The 16,316-nt window shown below is 31.6% G+C and carries 12 protein-coding genes; 1 reads left to right on the top strand and 11 read right to left on the bottom strand.

The window, feature by feature from the left end; genetic code table 11:
• Positions 1 to 174: 174 nt before the first annotated feature.
• The 11 genes from BUB90_RS15740 to BUB90_RS15690 form a co-directional block, all read right to left on the bottom strand.
• Positions 175 to 3,984, bottom strand: a complete 3,810-nt coding sequence (locus BUB90_RS15740; protein ID WP_073289395.1) for a glycosyltransferase — start codon at positions 3,982 to 3,984, stop codon at positions 175 to 177.
• Entirely contained in the window at positions 3,984 to 5,282 is a 1,299-nt protein-coding gene (locus BUB90_RS15735) for an ABC transporter ATP-binding protein (RefSeq protein WP_073289394.1), read from the bottom strand. The genes BUB90_RS15740 and BUB90_RS15735 overlap by 1 nt, the downstream gene beginning before the upstream one ends.
• Positions 5,283 to 5,299: 17 nt before the next feature.
• Positions 5,300 to 6,112, bottom strand: a complete 813-nt coding sequence (locus BUB90_RS15730) for an ABC transporter permease (protein WP_073289472.1) — start codon at positions 6,110 to 6,112, stop codon at positions 5,300 to 5,302.
• A gap of 5 nt (positions 6,113 to 6,117) precedes the next feature.
• Entirely contained in the window at positions 6,118 to 7,245 is a 1,128-nt protein-coding gene (gene wecB, locus BUB90_RS15725) for a non-hydrolyzing UDP-N-acetylglucosamine 2-epimerase (RefSeq protein WP_073289393.1), read from the bottom strand.
• A gap of 22 nt (positions 7,246 to 7,267) precedes the next feature.
• Positions 7,268 to 8,476 (bottom strand): glycosyltransferase, encoded by a 1,209-nt coding sequence (locus tag BUB90_RS15720; protein ID WP_073289392.1) that lies wholly within the window; start codon positions 8,474 to 8,476, stop codon positions 7,268 to 7,270.
• Positions 8,463 to 9,548: a glycosyltransferase family protein gene (locus BUB90_RS15715; RefSeq protein ID WP_073289391.1), complete on the bottom strand. Its 1,086-nt coding sequence runs from the start codon at positions 9,546 to 9,548 to the stop codon at positions 8,463 to 8,465. The genes BUB90_RS15720 and BUB90_RS15715 overlap by 14 nt, the downstream gene beginning before the upstream one ends.
• A gap of 21 nt (positions 9,549 to 9,569) precedes the next feature.
• Positions 9,570 to 10,322: a glycosyltransferase family 2 protein gene (locus BUB90_RS15710; RefSeq protein WP_084139309.1), complete on the bottom strand. Its 753-nt coding sequence runs from the start codon at positions 10,320 to 10,322 to the stop codon at positions 9,570 to 9,572.
• Positions 10,323 to 10,398: 76 nt separating this feature from the next.
• Positions 10,399 to 11,202 (bottom strand): NAD-dependent epimerase/dehydratase family protein, encoded by an 804-nt coding sequence (locus tag BUB90_RS15705; protein ID WP_073289390.1) that lies wholly within the window; start codon positions 11,200 to 11,202, stop codon positions 10,399 to 10,401.
• 21 nt (positions 11,203 to 11,223) lie between these two features.
• Entirely contained in the window at positions 11,224 to 11,898 is a 675-nt protein-coding gene (locus tag BUB90_RS15700) for a sugar transferase (RefSeq protein ID WP_073289389.1), read from the bottom strand.
• A 171-nt stretch (positions 11,899 to 12,069) separates the two neighbouring features.
• On the bottom strand, positions 12,070 to 13,635 hold the full coding sequence (locus BUB90_RS15695; protein WP_073289388.1) for a putative ABC exporter domain-containing protein: 1,566 nt from the start codon (positions 13,633 to 13,635) through the stop codon (positions 12,070 to 12,072).
• Positions 13,635 to 14,330 carry an ABC transporter ATP-binding protein gene (locus tag BUB90_RS15690; RefSeq protein WP_073289387.1) on the bottom strand — a complete coding sequence of 232 codons (696 nt, stop codon included), beginning with the start codon at positions 14,328 to 14,330 and terminating at the stop codon, positions 13,635 to 13,637. The genes BUB90_RS15695 and BUB90_RS15690 overlap by 1 nt, the downstream gene beginning before the upstream one ends.
• 414 nt (positions 14,331 to 14,744) lie before the next feature.
• Between BUB90_RS15690 and BUB90_RS15685 the strand changes: the two genes are divergently transcribed.
• Positions 14,745 to 15,980 carry a tyrosine-type recombinase/integrase gene (locus BUB90_RS15685; RefSeq protein WP_073289386.1) on the top strand — a complete coding sequence of 412 codons (1,236 nt, stop codon included), beginning with the start codon at positions 14,745 to 14,747 and terminating at the stop codon, positions 15,978 to 15,980.
• Positions 15,981 to 16,316 lie beyond the last annotated feature (336 nt).

Genomic DNA, 16,316 nt, shown 5'->3' with positions numbered 1-16,316 from the left:
CTCTCTACTTTGATAACCCTTTTAGTCTATTTACTTGCTGACTCAAACTAACTTGATATATATAATTATGCCGTATTATGATTTCCAACTTAGTTTTTATCATTTTTGTACTAAAATATTCCAATTATCTAACTACTAATACATCTATATTTTTTATATTTAGATTAGTTCAATTTATTCTTTTATATGAATCAATTCATGATTCCTCTCTACAACATATATGTCGGGTTCAAAATAAATATTTTCATCCCAATCAATAAACTGTAATCTGTTATAGCTGTCGTATCTTAATTTATTCTTTTTCAATTTTATATAAACATAATACCCCTTAACTAGATAATCTTGAATAAGTTTAATAACATCAAAATCATTAACTTTTTTATCTTTAAGTTCGATGATACATCTTATTTCTTCTTGATAAGACGCACAATCACTATCTTTTGTAGCATTTTGTATTACTTCCTTCCACCTTGTAATCCATTTATTCTTAGAAAATGCCTTTGCTGTTTCTATTGCATTAGCTCTAATTTTCTTCATCTTCTCTGGATTAGATAACAACTCTTCCAATGCATTTAGTAATGAGTTACCATCTGGCTCAATTAGCATTCCATTGTAGTCACTTAAAATCAAATCAGTTAGGCCTCCAATTCTTGTAGAAATAACTGCATTTCCACTAGATAAAGCCTCCAAACATGATAGACTCGTACCTTCACTATACATTGTTGGTATTAAAGCAATATCTGTAATTTTATATACTTCATGCATTTCATTAGGGGCTTTCGAATACCACTTTACACGATCTCCCCATTTTTTAATTTTTTCTTCCACATGTTTTGTATCTTGTTCAAATCCTTTACCTACAAAATGAAATTCTGCATTTGGATATTTAGTTAATATATCATCAACTACATCTAATGTGATATATAATCCTCTAGCGCCATAAAGCCTTCTTGGATATGTTATTACAATTTTATTCTCATTAAGAGAGTGTCCTGGACAAAATTCCTCATTATCTACATAGTTAGGAATATACTTAATTTTTCTGCTAATATCATAATTAATTGTCTGGAACCAATTTGCTGTATTAGTATCTACTGATACCATATAGTCAGTCAATTTTGCCCCCTCAATAAATGATTTATTCACATTCCAAAAATCTGTTCCATTATCAAGGTGATTAAATTCACTATCCCATGAGATTCCATGACTTATACCAATAGTTGTTATCGAACTTTTCGCAGGTAATAAATAGAACGGTGAAAGTATTGATACTGCTGCTTGGTCATTTAATATATTTTCATAATGTCTATACATCTCACTTACTAGTTTTGGACCATACATATTAACATCAGTTTCTCTTGCCACAATCCCAATTACTTCAACATTTCCATAAAATCTAACCCAATTATATTCTGCATATTGATATATTCTATATTTTATATTTAATTGTTTACAAACTTCACATAAATCCAAAAGATAGCGTTCAGCTCCACCTGAATAATATGTTGTCCCATCATATTTAAAAAATGTAACAGTCTGTACACAAACACTTCCTTGCGCTGTAATATTAGCTAGATGTCTTAGTGCTTTGATATCACTGTATATTAAGTTCATTATTTCATTTGTTCGTGCAGTCCACGTGTTGCTGTCTGCTATTTTTTGAAGTTCATCTTTATACTCAATCTTACAACTAGATAACTTTCGTACCAATTTAACAAGTTCTTCTTTATCTCTATATATCTGCACCGCTTTCCCAGTATAACCGTTCATCTCATGAATATCAGATGATACAACTGGTATTCCATTAGCCGCATACTCAAAAAACTTAACAGGTGATACTGCATTTGTTAAATCGTTTACTATGAATGGTATCAAAGCAACATCAAAATATTTTGCATAATATTTCAACTCATTATAAGGTACTTTCCCTAGAAAATGTATGTTTTTATTTTTGACACGAGTAGTATCAATTCCTACATGTCCAATTAAAACAATTTGGCAAGAGTAGTTTTCCGCCAAGTATTGTACGGATTGTATATCGAACCACTCTTCAATGGCTCCATAATAACCTATAATAGGTTCTTTAGTATTTTTAATATGTTCTAATTTCTCAATTTTCTTAACCTCTGTTATGGCAAAATCTCCAACGTTAACTGCATTCTTTAGCAAGACAGCATCTTCTCTGCCATTCGTATATATCTTCAAATTATCTGCAGAGTATGTCAGAATATCTGCATTCAATATTAAATTATCATATACACGCTGTGCATACTCACAATATGACGCAAAGAATTCCAATCGATCTAAAATATCAAACCACAATGTTTTATTAGGAACCAGATTACTAAATATGGTTTGTAAAAAATACGTACACAAAATTATAACATGTTTATCTTGAATCAAAGGTAATAAATTTTCTTCTCCTCTGACTACAAGCACATTATTATAAGGTTCATATACATCATGTTCAAACTGATTATTTTCACAAAATATTGTCAAATAACCCGCTCTTGCAAATTCACGCAATATATGTTGTGGTCTCTGAATTGGCTCCCATTTTACAGCATGTGGATATACAATAATTCCTTTATATTGCTTTGATGCTAATATATTTCTAAGTTTCAATGATACTTCACTTAAAGGTTGATTTAAAACATTTTGATATAAACTATTTAAATGATTAACGTGTTCCATTAAAGGCTCACTTTGAGCAGATTTTGATTTCAGATCACTCGTTAATAACAAATTCGTTCCAACTGATTTTTTGTACTTTCTCTTCTTAATAGCCCCTCGTATTCCTAAATGTTTTATATCAAGGCAGCCCTTTGCCAGACGTACCAACCCTAACTTTCTTGCTAATTCTCTTTCCATAGTAGCAACACGCCATGTACGTGAATTTTTAATATTACTATATTCCTGAACAGTAAAGCCATAAGCATCATTTAAATTGTTAAATCGGTTCACCAATTCCATGTACTTTGCATTAATTTCATGCAATTCATTAATCTGATTATTTAATGAAGAGATGTTTCTATCTTGTTCTTTTAACTTCAAGTCACTTTTATCTAATTTTTCTTCTAAATTTTCAATGTATCTCGTATTTTCAACAAGTCTTTGTAGAGCCTTTGACATTTTATTTGAATTGTCTTCTATATACTTTACTACAGAACACAGATTTTCATCAACAATATGATAATTATGTTCTTCTAGGTTACGAATACAATTTTCTACAGTAAATTTTTTATCAACTAATAAATTTACTTCTTTCGACTTTTCCTCTAAAATAATATTTAAATTTTGTATTTCGGAAATTTTATCTTTAATAACATGTATTACTCCACACATATCATCAATACTTAAAGACTTATTCAGTCTGTCATTTGCAGAATATATTAATAGTATTTGTTTCCCCAAAAATAATCCGTTGCTTTTTTCAGTACAATCATATTCTTTATAGCATATAAGTTTAAAATCACCAATACTGATTGGAATATTATTATATTTGAATGTATAATGATGTTCTGGCATCAAGTTCGTCTCCATAAACGGAATCTGAACCAAAATAAATTCTTTAGTATACTTAGAAACCTTCTTCAATGTATCAAATGGCTGATGAAAATGCTCTAAAATATTTGACATAATAGTTATATCTACTAAATCTTCTCTTTCATTAATATCACCAACCTCAAATTCATAGTCAGGATACAGATTTCTCGCTATTTGTATCGCATTATTTGAAAAATCCACTCCAACTATTTTTTTTCCAAAATATTGTGACAATATTGGTACTCCTTGTCCCTCTGCACATCCCATATCAATAATTGAATAATCTTGTTGCTTAATTTCAAGCTTCAACCACTCTGGTAATAAATCAGTCATTAATTCATAAAAATACGTTGATTGCTCTCTTCCCATATTTATATCCCAATCATTTGTTTCAAATCTATTGTTCCAATACTCTTTTGAATTTATCTTACTATTCATCATTCACCTCTTACAATGGAAATATGGGCTGGAATATCAACCTTCCCATATATTTTTTTATCTGCAAATACTTTGAAATATCTGGCTCCCTCAACATATTCATAATACATTGTTGTTGTTTCCCTCCTATTTTCCAATGCAATAGCTAAATAATATTCTCCTACAGCCAGTCTTGTAATAAGTTCAAACCGAATCATCAACCTGTTATCATCAGAAGGTATAATTTCCAACCCTTCATCATATGTTGTTTTTACTATTATATCCGTTCCTTCCAGATTCTTAATTGAAAATGCTACTGAAAAGTTTTTATAGTCAATAATGTCACCTGTTTTAAATGTCAAGCTTATACATACTTTATCTTGTGGTGCAAAATAATTAATTTCTTTTCCATATTCATTAGTTATAGATACTTTTTGAAACATACCTGGATTAGTTCCCCAATGGGCAATTGCCTCCGGAAATATTGAATTCTTTACATTCGAGATTTTAATATCATTTACTACTGTTGTCTCCTTATTGTCGTCATTTAGGCGCTTAAATGTGGTAAATTCAGTACTATCGTCTAAATACATAAATTCAACATACTTAGCTGCAACTTCACTTGGGTCCCCCATCATAATAACTTTTCCATCATTAAGCCAAATACCTTTATCACAAAATGTTTTCATTAAACTAACATCATGTCCGACATATAATATTGTTACTCCTTGTTCTTTAAATTCTTTGAACTTCTTAAAACATTTTGATTGGAATCTAATATCACCAACACTAAGTATCTCATCAACAATCAAAATATCTGGTTCTACGTTTATAGCACAAGAAAATGCTAATCTTGCAAACATTCCACTTGAATAGGTTTTTACAGGTTGGTAAACGTAATCTCCAATCTCAGCAAATTCGAGAATTTCAGTTAATCTCTCATCAATTTGTTTTTTTGTTAATTTCATTAACATTCCATAAAAATATATGTTTTCTATTCCATTATATTCAGGATTAAATCCTGCACCAAGTTCCAATAATGACGATATTTTTCCTTCCACTTCTATTTGCCCCGAAGTCGGGCTAAGCACTCCTGTAATTATTTTTAGCAGTGTAGATTTTCCAGCACCATTTCTCCCCATTATACCAAGAATTTCACCTTTATTAACCGAGAACGATACATTTGTTAATGCATTGAAATTGCTATGTCTCACTTTCCCCTTTAGACTAAGTGACTCTTTTAATTGATCCATAGGAGAATCATACATTTTATATGTTTTAGTAATATTACTTAATTTTATCTTTTCATTATTTTCCATAATAGCATCCTAATCTCCTATAACACATCTGCAAAACTCTTATATAGGCGTTTATATACATATACACCAATTCCTAGTAAAATTATAATTATAAACCAAAAATAGATTGTTAGTAGCCAATGTTTCCAGAAAGGAACTCCATATATGAATGACTCTCGATATCCTTGCACTATATAAAACAATGGGTTAAGTTTTAAGAAAAAATGCCATGATTTTGGTAAAACATTAAGTTGCCAAGCAATAGGAGTCCCCCACATCCCAATTAATAAAGTAATACTAATAACTTGTCCCATATCTCTAAAAAACACCATAATAGATGACGTAATTAATGACATAGCGTATACTAAAACAATAGCACAGATCATATAATAAATTAATTGTAAGTAAAATAGCGAAGGATAATATCCAAAACATGCTAAAACAGCACTTACTAAGATCACAAAAAACCCATGTATATAAAGTGAAGAAAATATTTTTACTAATGGAAGTATATCAATATTAAACACTACTTTTTTTACCAAATATCCATACTCTATAAAGCAGTTACTTGCAGATGAATATGCATCTGAAATAAAAAACCACGGAATTATTCCACTCATAAACCAAAGTACAAAGGGTACATCTTCAACTTTTCCACTTTTAAATCCAAATTGAAATACTGCCCAATATATTAGCATTGTAAGAAATGGCTGTAGCAAAGCCCATGTTTTTCCAAAGTAAGATCCTGCAAACTTTCTAGCAAAATCTTTTTTAGAAAATTCTATAAGTAATTTATGATCTAAAAAAATTCCCTTAAAATGATTAATTATTTTTATTACTATATTTATCATATTAATCAATCCGCTCTTTCCCTTGACTTTCTCCAACCTATTATTTTGTCAGCAATACGTTCACTTGCATGGCCATCCCCATAAGGATTGGTCGACTTTGTCATTTCGTTATACTTGTCCTCATTTTCAAATAATAATTGTGCATTGTAAAATATATCTTCCTCCTTTACTCCAACAACTTTAACTGTCCCGGCTTCTACCGCCTCTGGACGTTCAGTTTCTGTTCTCAGAACCAACACAGGTACCCCACATGATGGAGCTTCTTCTTGTAATCCCCCTGAATCAGTCATGACTAAAAAGCTTCTTGACATTATGTTATGCATATCTTCTACATCAATCGGATCAATTAATTTAATATTGTCAACATTATCAAGTATGCTAAATACTGTCTCTCGTACAAGCGGATTTAAATGCACTGGATATATTATTATTGCATCGATATATTGTTGTGCAATTTTTTTAATAGCGTGGCAAATATTTTCTAATGGTACTCCTAAATTTTCACGCCTATGTGCAGTTACCAAAACACATTTTTTCCCTTCAAAATTAATCTTTTTTAATTCTTCATTATGGAATTGATAATTTTCTTTTACTGTAGTTTTAAAGGCATCAATTACTGTATTTCCAGTAACAAATATATTGTTAGTAATTTTTTCCATCTCTAAATTTTTCTTATTGTTCTCTGTAGGTGCAAAATGTAACTCAGCAATTCTACCAGTTAAACAACGATTCATTTCTTCTGGAAATGGTGAATATTTATCATATGTTCTTAGCCCAGCTTCTACATGACCAACTGGTATTTGTTTATAAAATGCTGCTAACGCAACTACAAAACTTGTAGATGTATCTCCATGAACTAACACTAAATCAGGTTTACATTCGTCCAATACACCTTCCATCTTTTCTAGTACACTAGTCGTAATTGTAGTTAAAGTCTGCTTTGGTCTCATGATATTAAGGTCATAATCTGGCTTAACACCGAAAATATCTATTACCTGATCCAGCATTTCTCTATGCTGTCCCGTTAAGCATACCAAACTCTTAATTTGTGAATGCTTTTCCAATTCTAATACCAGCGGACACATCTTAATTGCCTCTGGTCTTGTTCCAAAAACACTTAGTACTTTTATCATCTATATTACCTCCAATATTTTTTTATAGATTTTCTAATATTTTATCAACCCGTGACTTCCAAGTATTTTCCAACGCCTCTTCTTCCATATCCTTAAAATATTGATCATTTCTGTCAAGATTGTTTAAATTTTCAACTAAAGTAATAAACTCTTCATATGTTTCATAAGTTTTTACAGATTTATATCTTAGACATTCTGGCATTTTCGATGTAATAATCGGTAAACCACTTGCCATATACTCAAATACCTTTACAGGGGATGTTGATTTAGTAACATCATTAATAACAAATGGGATAGTCTGTATATCAAATGCTGCAATATAACCTGGTAATTTTTCATAAGGCTGAGCTGGTAACAATAAAATATTATCATATTTCGCTTGTACTAATTTATCCGCAGAATTATCAAATTGATATCCAATCAAAACAAAAATCCAATTTTTCTTAGCCTCTGCAACTTTACATACCATTTCATAGTCAAACCAATAAGCAAGACAACCATAATATCCTATAACACAATCATATTTTTTTACCTTTTCCTTTAAAACTGTATCTACCCTACAATTACGGTTATTACTAAAAAATTCATAATCACCAGCATTTTCACATAGTAACACATTATTTACCTTTTTCTTAGCATTATTAAATAACTTAACTGCGGTACATACTGTCAAATCAGCAGTCTGCATTAACCTTAGATGGTTTTTTTCCATCTCCTTATTATAATAATAAAATAATTTTAAATCATCTATATATTCATATACTAATTTATCATACTTAAATTGATTTAATAAACCAATATGCCTTGTCCAAGACATAAACACTATTTTACTTTTTGCTAACTTCGTTAATTTATCTAATTTATCTATCATGCGGATCGAATAAAGCCATAAATTATCTTTTATCTGAACATAAGTCGAATATCTATCATATCTATATTGATCTGATAAAAAAAGCACAACTGTATTTTCTCTTTTTGACAATTCTGTTGCTATCTGATGTGGTCTCTGATATAGAGGAATATTCCAGTCAATATTAGGAATTATTATATAAACTTCTTTATTCTGCATTAACATCTGTAACTTATCAATTTTTTTATTCCCATTTATCTTTTCATCAAATCTATATGGTAGCTTTTTAATTTCTCTATAAATTTTTATTACTATTTTCTTCATACCAGTCTTAAATCCTTCAGATTTAAAACACATTATTCCTTTTTTAATTAATCGCATTATGATAGTCCCCTATAAAATCTTCTATTTTTAGAGTAACATTTTTCTCTTCTTGAATCACTTTTTGTATTAATTCGTCGCAGCCTTCTAAAAATAGCTGTAGATTAAATTTTGATATATACTCATATAATTTATTGTAAATATCATCTTTTTCAATATCTATAGCAAATCCCAAATGATATTTTTTAACTATTTCAGCTAAATAAGTATTTTCCGAAGCCATGATTGGCTTTTTAAACAATATGCAATCATAAAGTTTATTAGGCAATGCAGTTTTAACTACCATGTTATTATCACCATATACCGCATTAATAACATCTATATTCTTATAAATTTCTGGTTTTTGATCATTAGTAAATTCCGGCTCAAATGTTACATTAACTACATTATTCTTCACACAATATTCTTTTAATTTTATCCCTGCATGTACCTTTCCTGCATATACCATTTGTATGTCTCTTCTATTTTGTAAATTTTCAATTAATTTTTTATTCTCATCATAATATCTTATTCCACCTACAAAACCAATCGTTATCACTTCTCTATTTTTTAGCAGATTTATATCATGTAAATTTTTATCTATATTAGTAATATTATGTGTGATGCATATTTTTTCATTAGGCTGCAACCAACTTTTAAATCCTTCGGAGGATATAAATGTTATACTTGATTTCTGTACTAACTTATTTACCATTTTTTTATATATTTTTAAATATTCATAAGTATAATCTCTAATATCAAAAATATATTTTTCTTCATATTGATTTAATAATTTTTTATATATAAGTATACCTGGAATAGTGGTTAGTATGATTAATTTATCATATACATTACTCTCAAGAATCTGAAGAACGAATTTCCTCCATTTTAAAAATGGTATTATTTTAGATAATTTTGATTTTCTAACAGGACTTTTAAACAAATACGTCCCTTCTACATTATCTTTTATTACATCTCTTCTATCCCATAGTATTATATCGTAAGAAATATTATGTTTTTTTAGATAATACTCATATTTTTGTATGTATGGAATATTTATATATTCATCATATGATATAATACACACTTTCATTTGTCGCTCCATCCTTATATGTTATTTATACTTAATCAATCCATTCTTAATATACTGTAGTAAATAGTAAACCCTTCTTATTGGCTTTATTTTCATTGTACGATATACACCATATGTCATTTTCATAGATTTGAATTTATTTCTAGATTTCCCATTCTTGCTCAATCGATACTTTAACATTGGTTTGTCTAAACCAAATGCATTACTATACTTTTTTAATATATTCAACCACATTAAATAATCTTCATGATATTCATCATGTGTCATATAAAATTCTCTAGCTACTTCTGTTAATAGGAGCACCGATGAACATGCAATACTATTGTTCTTCAGTAACATCTGATAAGTAATTACTGGTTGTACACCTATGTACTTATTCAGTTTTATCCCTTCATCACTGTAAAGTTCTCTTCCCGTGCAACAAAGCACGCCATTATTATGCTCAAGGTGCTTTACTTGTTGTTCTAACTTATTCTCGTCCCACCAATCATCTGCATCTAAGAACGCAATATATTTTCCCTTAGCTAAATCAATTCCTATATTTCTTGTTCCTGCAACTCCTATCGTTTCTGAGTTTTTAATATAGACTATTTTCTTATCATTAATATACTTCATCAATACATCAAGTAAATTATCGTTTGAATGATCATCAATCAGAATAATTTCTTTTGAAATGTTTTGCTTTAATACTGATTTAATAGCTTGTTCTACATAATTAGCTGAATTATAGCACGGTATAATTACACTAACCATTGGTATTTCATTACCTGACACAATCCTACTTCCTTTCAAATTTCATCTATCCTAACTCATAATAATTCTTCACTAGCACATAGCAAATTACATGTACTCACTCATACCACCAATCTCCAAACATCTTCCCTACCACGCCAACATGCTCCATAACTAACCTCACTAGCCAAGCAGTCCCAGGTACCAATACCGTTCTTTTTCCCTGAGCTTCCCTAATACTCTTTATCATCATAATCGTATCCGTGTACTCTTCATCCTGTGGTAAAAACGTACCACTACTACTATTCCTAATAATCTCTTCCATATAATCGCAGAGCCTATCTATACTTATCATACTTCTCTTATTATGAATCTTCGGATAAATCGGATTATACGTCGCTAGTTTAACTAGTCTAGTGTAATTTCCCTTACAACCTTCACCATATACCATAGGTGGACGTATAATTGCTACACGGAATTCCTCTGTATCCATCTCTTTAAGCTTGTATTCTGCTTCTAGTTTTGATTTACCATATAAGGTATCCGGATTTGGCACCGTATCTTTTGTAATATGAGTAACCACGGAGCCATATACTGCTGCTGTACTCATGAAGATTAATTGTTTAACTCCCGCCTTTTTAGCTTTTGCAGCGATTTCTATCGGCATATTATAGTTTACTTGTCGATATATTTCTTCCATACCGCTTTTTTCTTTTTGATGTACGATGGCTGCAAGTATAATTATCACATCGTATTGCTCATAGTTAACATATTTCCAATCTCCATTCGATGCTTGTACCTTTTCAATAATTATCTCATCCTTAGATTGGATCACTTCTTGATCCGTGCACTTGTTCATTATGTATTTTTCAAATGCATTTCCAATATAACTATTAGCACCAACTATTAGAATCTTCTTCATATGATTATACTCTTTCTATGATCAATCTGCTTTGTCTTTCGATGCGGCATACTCTTGTATCACTGCACTGGCTACTAAAGTATTTTCTTCTTGTTTTTTACCTTCTGCAGTTCCGCCTTCCATAACCCCATCATGCTTCAACACAGAACCTAACGTCTTAACTATCAACATCATATCCTTCATGAGACTTATGTTATCCACATATTCCCCATCATACCTTGCTTTAACCGGAATAGGAAGCTCATCTCTGCCACTAACCTGCGCTAACCCTGTTAGCCCCGGACGAACTGCATTTGCATCATATAGATCTCTCTCTGTAATCAAATCCTCTTGGTTCCACAATGCTGGTCTTGGTCCAACTATAGCCATATCTCCAACCAATATATTAAACAGTTGTGGTAATTCATCTAAACTCGTCTTACGTAAGAACTTTCCAATCGTAGTTATGTATTGCTCTGGATCGGTTAGTAGATGTGTTGGGACATCTTTTGGTGTGTCTATTCTCATAGTACGAAATTTCAATATATTAAAGTATGTTTTATCTCTTCCAACACGTTTTTGCTTAAAGAATATCGGCCCTTTAGAAGTCCCTTTAATAATAATTGCAAGTATAATAAAAAGCCATGAAAACACTAGTATTGCTAACGCTGACAATATAATGTCAAAGAAACGCTTCATATAATGTTTATAGATCATAAGCTTGTTCCCTTCCTAATGTTCTGTAAATAATAAACATGGAAAAATAGAATTAACTATCATCACACTTAGTTAATCCTACTATTCCTCACATTATCAACATCCTTAATTCTACAACATTATTAATTCTTCGTCAATGAAATCCCCGTTTTTTACAAATGTTTTATTTACCTACATTTCCATCTTCTTAAACAATATCGAAGCTCCCACTGCAATTATTGCTGTAATCACGACTTCTATCATAATCATTCCAAGAAATGCTGCCTCTATCCCAACATACTTATTAAACAGCACCGCCGCAAATATTCCTGCTGCAATACAAATCGACATTCCAATCATACGTAGCCACTGTTTTCCTACCGTTCCAACGGTATTCCCTAACAACGCTTCGCTTAATACGGATAAGTAAAGTTTATTGGCTTGTAAACATACATAACATAATACACTCAAAATTACCGCAACGATATTCATGCGAACAACGATAGCAACGGGTAACACAATTAGCAATCCATCAATTACAGACCGTATATGTTCTATCACCGTTGCATACCACAACTTTTTCAATGGCGAATCTGGTATTAGATACGTATAAGGATTTTCTAGTTCTTTTGCCCATTTTGTTGCAAATCCCGAGAAGATGAACGTACAGTAGGCACCTGCTCCTGCTGCAACAAAGAGAGCATATTCTCTTACTTCCATATCCTTTGATAGAAAAGCTATTGCTATACCGATACCAAGACATACTAAATTATAAAAACCAAAGATAAAGAAACGCCTCTTCTTATACTCAAGAATCTGTCGATAGAAGATTGCTTTCGCGTAATATCCTTTGTATTCAACATTAGCCGCTTTTAATTTTGCTTTCTTACCGCCAACTACTGCAACCTCGCCTTTCTTACCACGAATCCTTGCTTCTTCATAGTCATCTGCGAATTTCATTGCATCTTGATAATATAGCCCCGTACATGACATACGGTACGCGGTAATGAATAGAATAATTGTTGATATAAGATATAAACCAGTACAGATTACATTTAACGTCGTTGCTCCTAAGAAAAGTAATCGATAACAAGCAATACTCCAACCAATAATTGGAACCATCTGAAGATACGGATTACTTAGGAAAGGTCCCACAAAAGCTAAACTCTTATTGTATTCAAAGAATAAGTAAACTCCAATGATTACAATCGCTACAATAAACAACAATAAGACTTTACCTATAATCTTCAACGTTTTCTTACTCAATCTTTCATTGCCATATAAGATAATCATCAAACTAATCTCTAAGGTGTTCTCAACCACTTGACTTACTAAGAAGTACAGAATCATCTTATACACAGGTACATGAAACCAGAATACTCCAATCGGTATAAAGGCCAATCCAACTACTACACTTAGAATTATATTTCTAAGATATGCATACACCAATATTGATTTAGGAGATACTGGGGATACAAACAATAAGTGAATATCACTCTTTCTAAAAATTAATCCCTTTCGCTTTGCAAAGGTTATAAGGTTTCCTGGCAAGAAGAACAAAGCCATTGCCGAGAACAACATTACTAGTCCTTCTGGCGAATCAATCTTAATGTCTGAAACCATATCCCGAAATATAAAGTACATCCATACAAAATATGCTATCGCAAGTATACAGTATATAACCGTAACTGGTTTTTTCACTGATTTCTTCAGTTGATTCTTAAAAGAAGTTTTATAAAGGTACTTAATTGCCTCCATTACTCTTCACCACCAGTCACTTGGAAGAATAATTCTTCGATGTCTTGATGTTTTGCCTGCTCTTTGGTGTATGTAGTAAGAATTTTACCTTTGTTCATAACAAACATAACATCCCATAACTCTTTAACCATCTCAAGCATATGTGTACTGATAAGTACCGTCACTCCATCTTCTTTTAATTCAAGTATTACATCTTTCAATTCTTTAATCGCTTTGGGATCTAGACCAACCATTGGCTCATCAAGTAATATTACTTTGGGCTTAATTGCTAATGCACAGCAGATACTTACTTTCTGCATCATTCCTTTGGATAATTCATTTCCCAATTTATCTTGCTTATCAAACAAGTCGAATCTCTCTAATAGATATTCAATATATTCTTCTTCCTTCTTAATACCGTATGCCTTGCATATGAAGGTAAGATGTTCCCTTACCGTTAGATTATCATACAATGCTGGTATTTCAGGGACATAAGCAAATAGTTTTTTCGCTTCTACTGTTCGTGACGGAAGATTCTGAATTGTAATACTACCATTATATCTTAGTAAGCCTGCTATACTTTTGATGACTGTAGATTTTCCCGCACCATTTGGTCCTAATAGAATTCCCACTGTTCCATCTGGTATTGAAAGATCCACCCGATCTACTGCAAGTAACTTTCCGAATTTCTTTGATAATTGATGTATTGTTAACATACTCTCCTCCTGGTATTTATTTATAATTTGTATTTATTTATAATTTGTATTTATTACACTATTATACTCGTACTTATTATACAGGAAGACCTAGTTGAATTCATTAAATTAACATTAAGATTTTAATTTTTTGTTGTCTCCAACAAAAACACACCTAATTTCATTTGAAGTAAGATATTTTCATTCCACTTAATTCTTGGTGTCGCAATTGGTGTCACAATTTTCTCACATAAGCTTCACATAACAACTCAATATTTTACATAATATTTATATATTATTATAAATTTACAAACAATTCCCTTAAATATTGTAATATTATCCATTTCATGATATCGTTATTTATATGTTTCGCAGAATTGGGCATGCTAACATTACATTTACTATTATTTTAATAGATTTGGAGGTAATTGAAATATGCCCGTAGAATGTATACAACTAGTAACAGAAGATAATTTAGATACTGCCATAAAACCTAAGCTCCCACCAGGAATTACGCTTAGAAAAGACGGACGATATCAAGGCCGATTTACATGTCAAGGCAAACGCTATACCCTTTATGACAAGAATCTGCGTACCTTGAAGAAGCGTCTAGCCGATGCCAAATATGAGGCTGAACACGGATATTATTGTACTGGTGGACAGGTTACACTTAGTAACTGGTATCAGACCTGGCTAGAGGAATACAAAAGTGTAGTAGTTAAGAACTCAACACTCCTTTTATATACCACTAGCTATGAACGTTATATAGCCAATGCTCTTGGTAGCCGCAAACTCCAGGATATCCGTACAATCCACATACAAAAGCTCTATAACGACTTACAAAAAAGCGGATTAAGCGTAGGAACCATTCAGATTGTCCATGCGGTATTATTCAATATATTCAAACTTGCCCTTAAGAACGATATCCTAATCAAAAACCCTTGTGTTGGTGCTGAGATTCCTCGCGAAGAGAAGAAAGAACCTCGTGTGTTAACCGCTGCGGAACAAGATGTTTTCTTAGAGAACATTCGTGGTAATTATTATGAGCCCTTACTTAGGGTTGCTCTTGGAACTGGACTTCGTATCGGTGAACTCCTTGGTCTTACTTGGGACGATATTGATTTTAATTCTTCAACCATCTCAATATCCCGTACACTTTTGTATATGAAGAATCGACAAACAGGCCGCTTCGGTTTTCAATTCCAAACACCAAAAAGCCGCACAAGTAAACGAATCGTTCCATTAATTCCTTATCTATCTGTCTTATTGAAGGATCAAAAGAAGTACCAACATGCACTGCGTATAGCAAGAGGGCCTTTTTGGACTCCCCTTCCTAATATGGATAACTTGGTTTTTACAACTAAGAATGGAACACCTATTCAAGAAGTATACGTTGTTAAATGTCTGAATTCCATTACAGAGAAAATCAATCGGATTGAACGCCAACAAGCCTTATATGAGAATCGTGAGCTGGTTCCGTTCGAGAAAATCACTCCTCATACCCTTAGGCATTCCTTTGCTACGAGGGCATTTGAGAATGGTCTTGCTCCAAAGACGGTTCAAGAACTACTTGGACACAGCAATATTAATCTAACAATGAACCTATATACACATGTTACACAAGATATAAAGGTTCGCGAAATGGAAAAATTATATCACATCTTTAACTAATTTTCATGTGATTCCTATGCAAGTGGTGTAAAAGTGGTGTAATCGACTATATTCTATCAATTTTACCAATCTTGCAAACCCTCATCACGTAGGGATTTTTAACTCTTAATCTATACATTTGGAAAGATAATATTTCATAATGTTTCGTGACTTGCTAATTATAGATAAATATCCCCAAAGAACTCCTAAAACCTAGTGTTTGACAGAGTTCTTTGGATTAAGTATTGGTTATGCCTTATATAAGAGATTGTATTTGACACCACTTATGACGGGGAAATGTCTGTAATAGTAACGATTCATCGGAGCAACTATGTAAATGTAATTGAGTAACTTATG

This window comes from Anaerosporobacter mobilis DSM 15930 (assembly GCF_900142955.1).
GTDB lineage: Bacteria > Bacillota > Clostridia > Lachnospirales > Lachnospiraceae > Anaerosporobacter > Anaerosporobacter mobilis.
This window is presented reverse-complemented; position numbering and strand designations above follow the sequence as displayed.